The 4,413-nt window shown below is 71.9% G+C and carries 4 protein-coding genes; 3 read left to right on the forward strand and 1 reads right to left on the reverse strand.

Annotated elements, in window-relative coordinates; translation table 11 throughout:
- Positions 1-399 precede the first annotated feature (399 nt).
- Positions 400-1,032, reverse strand: a complete 633-nt coding sequence (locus AA75_RS33445) for a TetR/AcrR family transcriptional regulator (protein WP_033824116.1) — start codon at positions 1,030-1,032, stop codon at positions 400-402.
- Positions 1,033-1,506: 474 nt separating this feature from the next.
- Between AA75_RS33445 and trxA the strand changes: the two genes are divergently transcribed.
- The 3 genes from trxA to AA75_RS33460 all read left to right on the forward strand — a co-directional run.
- A complete protein-coding gene (trxA, locus tag AA75_RS33450; protein ID WP_033824105.1) occupies positions 1,507-2,514 on the forward strand; it encodes a thioredoxin in 1,008 nt (335 codons plus the stop codon).
- A 582-nt stretch (positions 2,515-3,096) separates the two neighbouring features.
- A complete protein-coding gene (locus AA75_RS33455) occupies positions 3,097-3,744 on the forward strand; it encodes a DUF6230 family protein (RefSeq protein ID WP_033824106.1) in 648 nt (215 codons plus the stop codon).
- A gap of 125 nt (positions 3,745-3,869) precedes the next feature.
- Positions 3,870-4,413, forward strand: a 544-nt coding sequence (locus AA75_RS33460; protein WP_033824117.1) for a DUF6114 domain-containing protein, incomplete at its 3' end; no start/stop codon positions are given.

The raw sequence follows: 4,413 nt of genomic DNA on the forward strand, positions 1-4,413 counted from the left end.
AGGCCCGTACCCTCCCACCGCGCGCAGTTCCTCGCGTCCCCGCCGTACGCCGCGTTCTCAAGGGCGCTGGGGTGTTCTTCAGGGGCGCGGGGAACTGCGCGAGGGCGGGAGGAGACCGGGCTGTAGACGGCTTCGGACGGTTCCATGCGGGGCCGTTCCGGGCTGTGGGGTCCGTGCCCTCCCACCGCGCGCAGTTCCTCGCGCCCCCGGCTGTACGCCGCGTCTTTCAGGGGCGACGGGGTGTTCCTCAGGGGCGCGGGGCTGCGTGAGGGCGGGAGGAGACCAGGCTGTAGACGGCTTCGGACGGTTCCATGCGGGGCCGTTCCGGGCTGTGGGGTCCGTGCCCTCCCGCTGCGCGCAGTTCCTCGCGTCCCTGAAGGATGCCCGTGCCCCGGTGTGTCAGGGGTGGGGGGTCTCGGCGAGGGCTGCGGTGAGGCCGGGGAGGGGGCTGAGGAGGAGGGTGGTGAAGCGGCGGATCCAGGCGGGGCTGATCGGCTCGCCGCTGACCAGCATCCGGTGCTCCACCGTCCCCGCGATGGTGTCGAAGATGATGTCGATCTCCTCGCAGGCGGTGTCCTCGTCCCGGTCGGGGCCGAGTTCGCCGCGGGCCTGAGCGTTGGCCCGCCCGAGCTGCACCAGGTGCTTCTGCGGGTCGACGATCCGTTCCCGGATCCGCCGCCGCAGCTGCGGGTCCCGGCTGCCCTCGGCGAACAGCGCGAGCAGCGCGGCCTGTGTCTCCGGCCGGGCGAGCAGGTCCGCGAACTGCGCGACCACGGCTTCGATGTCGGCCTGCAGGCTGCCGAGGTCGGCGATCTCCAGTTCGTCGAAGAGGCTCGCGACGGCGTCCACCACCAGCTCGTTCTTGGAGGGCCAGCGCCGGTAGAGGGTGGTCTTGGCGACGCCCGCGCGGGTGGCGACGTGCCCCATGGTGAGCCCGCCCCAGCCGATCTCGGCGAGGGCGGCCCGGGTGGCGTCGAGGATGGCCCGGTCGGCGGTGGCGCTGCGCGGCCGTCCCTTGCCGCGGCTGGGCACGTCGACGGCCGCCTCGTCCGTGGGGGAGGCGGGAGCCGTGGCGGCCTGCTGCGGGGTGGTGGGCTGCGGGGTGGTGGGGGCCACCGAGCCTCCTTGCGTCGTGCGGTCTACCGAGCGCGTTCTACCGATAAGTAACTTTTCGGGACTGCCACCGTAGCGACCGTCCGCGGGGGCCCGCAGCGGGGTGGGCCGGGAAAGTGGGGCAGCTCACGTCGGTACGGGCCGAGGGGGACTTGCGGGACCGGCCCGGGTTGCAGATACGCTACGACTCGTAGCGAAAGAGCGACAACCACGCGCCCCGGCCCACGGGATCGGGCGGGCGCGGGTGCGGGTGGGGATCCGCACCGGTACGCACGGCTACACGGGATGAGCAGGAGCCCGCAGCGCGGCGGGCGGCAGGGGCGGGGACGGTTCGGCACGTTCTTTCCGGGCGGTTGGCGCCCGTCATCCGCGTCGACGGGGGAGGATGGTGCCATGCAGTCACGGAATTCGCGTCTCAACAGCTCCGCCCTGCGCGGCGCGGTCGACCTCGCCGCCGTCAAGGCCGCCGGCGAGGCAGCTCAGAAGGCCGAGCAGGCCAGGGCCGAGCGGGCCCGTCAGGCCGCCGCCTCCGGGGTCGACCCCGTCGCGCCGGCGTTCCCGCTGGTCATCGATGTCACCGAGGAGACCTTCGAGACGGAGGTCGTCCAGCGGTCGGCCGAAGTACCGGTGGTGATCGACTTCTGGGCCGAGTGGTGCGGCCCGTGCAAGCAGCTGAGTCCGATCCTGGAGCGACTGGCCGAGGAGTACGCCGGCCGGATCGTGCTCGCCAAGATCGACGTGGATGCCAACCAGCTGATCGCCCAGCAGTTCGGCATCCAGGGCATCCCCGCCGTGATGGCGGTGGTGGCCGGCCAGCTCGTCCCGCTGTTCCAGGGCGCCGAGAACGAGGCCAACGTCCGGAAGATCATCGACCAGCTGATCGCCGTCGCCGAGCAGCGCTTCGGCATCGTCGGCGGCCAGGCCGGCGGGCCGGGCCCGGACGGCGGGTCCGAGGCAGCCGAAGGCGCGGCCGCACCGCGGGTGCCGGCCGATCCGGCGCTGGAGGCGGCGCACGACGCGCTGGACCGCGGTGACCTGGGCGGCGCCATCCAGGCGTACCAGAACGTGCTCGCCGACCGGCCCGGCCATGTCGAGGCCAAGCTGGGTCTGGCCCAGGCGCAGCTGCTGCGCCGGGTGGAGACCATGGACCCGCAGGCGGTCCGGGCGGCGGCCGCGGCCGATCCGAAGGACGTCGCCGCGCAGCTGGAGGCGGCCGACCTGGACCTGGTGGGCGGTCATGTCGAGGACGCGTTCGGGCGGCTGGTGTCGACCGTGGCGCGGACCTTCGGCGAGGACCGGGACACCGTCCGGCTGCGGCTGCTGGAGCTGTTCGAGGTGATCGGCGCGGAGGACCCGAGGGTGGCCGCGGCGCGTACCGCACTGGCCCGCGTGCTGTTCTGACGACGGCTCCGGTGGCACGGCGGATGACCTGCGGTGTCGCCGGTGATTTGGCGACATTCCCGCCGCACCCGCAGAGCTTTATCAAATCTTGACAGAACCCCTCCCCGGTGACCACAGGTGACCGGGGAGGGGTGTTTCATTCCTGTTTCGTGCGGATTTCTGCGCCACAAATTCTCCAGAATGTCACTCTGGGTAGTCGCGCCTTCGATTCCATGATCATCGGCACCTGTTGTTGGATTACCCGTCAGTAACGCACCCCTTGTGCTTCGCCCGGGATTCAAGCAGCATCGGCGACGCCCGGTCCCTCATCCGAGGGATCCCCACCGGGCAGCCGCCGGCCCCGGCCGGTGTCTGGAGGACAGGGGGGTAGCCGCAGATCCCACACCGCGGCTCCTGGCCTCATGTCGGTCGCGCAGCCCGTGCGGCCGTCGGTTGTCGCTCGGGGGTGATCGCCGAGACCGTCCCCCAGGGCGGTCGGGCGCTCTCCGTTACCGAGGACGTAGCTCTCTCCCATCCCGGGCCGGGCCAGTGCGGGACGCACCGGATCCAGGCCGGAGATGTACGTCCTAGAAGGAGGACTGCATGTCCCAGACTTTCGGCAAGACGCGCTGGCGTCGCTTCGCCGTCGTGATGGTCCCCAGCATCGCCGCGACCGCCGCCATCGGTGTCAGCCTGGCCAACAGCGCCCTGGCTGCCTCGTTCAGCGTGTCGGGCCAGAGCTTCAAGGTCACCGCCGCCGACCTGGACGGCACCGGCTTCTCGCAGTTCGGCGGTGTCGACTTCGAGGCCAACGGCACGCCGCACCCGGTCGCCATCTCGTCGTTCGACCACGCCACCATCAAGGGCCTGTGCCAGTCGGTCGTCACCGACCTCGGCCCGCTCGGCAAGTGGACCCTGGTGCTGAACGCCGGCAACGGCGACAAGGCGGTCGACGCCAAGCAGCTGCTGATCGACCTGAACCAGCTCAACGCGGACGCCGAGTTCACCAACATCAACATCGGCCAGGACGCGTCCACCCTCCCGTCCGGTGACGGCACCGCGCTCGGCAAGCTGAAGGCCTCGGGCGGCAAGCTGCCGACCGGCGCCCAGGGCTTCGCCCAGGCCGCGGACCGGGCGCACCTGAGCGGCGTGCAGCAGACCGCCTGGGCGACCTCGGCGGGCACGTTCACGCTCAACGGCCTGAAGCTCAACATCAACAAGGGCTCCGGCGCCGGCGTCGAGTGCTACTAAGCCCCTCCTGACGGTGCGCCGGCCCGGCGCACCGTCCTGACGGGCCCTGCGGTCGGGGTGGGCGTTCACCGCCACCCCGACCGTGTCGTCAAGTCCCAACCTCGTAGACGTCGAGGAGCTGCACCATGTCCAGCGCAACCGCCGAAGCCTGGCCCGAGTCCACGCCGGGCCACCGGAGGGTACGGATGGGATTCCGTGCCTGGCGCCGTACCCGGCCTTTCTGGGGCGGCCTGCTGGCAATGCTGGCCGGCGTCCCGATCCTCTACTTCCCTTACGCCAAGCTGTCCATCGGCGGCCTGACGATGGCGATGGCGACCACGGCGGGTGCCGGTTCGCTGATCATCGGCATCCTGCTGATCGCGCTCGGCCTGACGTCCTGGTTCCAGCCGGTGGTGCGGGTGTTCTGCGGTGTGGCCACCACGCTGCTCGCCCTGATCTCGATCCCGGTCTCCAACCTCGGCGGCTTCGGCCTCGGGGTGACGCCGGGTCTGATCGCCGGCGGTCTGCTGGTCGCCTGGGCGCCGCTGCGGACGCTGCCGGCCGAGGCCGAGGCCGAGGCCGCCGCCGAGCCGGAGGCCGCCGCCCTGCCCCACCAGCAGCACGAGCCGGCCGACCGGCCGCTCGCCTACGGCGCGGCGCCGGCCGGACAGCCGCAGCCGTCCGCCCCCG

Origin of the sequence: Kitasatospora sp. MBT63, from assembly GCF_000710465.2 — a bacterium.
In the GTDB taxonomy this organism is placed as follows: Bacteria; Actinomycetota; Actinomycetes; order Streptomycetales; family Streptomycetaceae; genus Kitasatospora.

Coding starts and splice junctions, on each gene's coding strand:
- trxA (WP_033824105.1), top strand. CDS start 1,507: ATGCAGTCACGGAATTCGCGTCTCAACAGCTCCGCCCTGCGCGGCGCG.
- AA75_RS33455 (WP_033824106.1), top strand. CDS start 3,097: ATGTCCCAGACTTTCGGCAAGACGCGCTGGCGTCGCTTCGCCGTCGTG.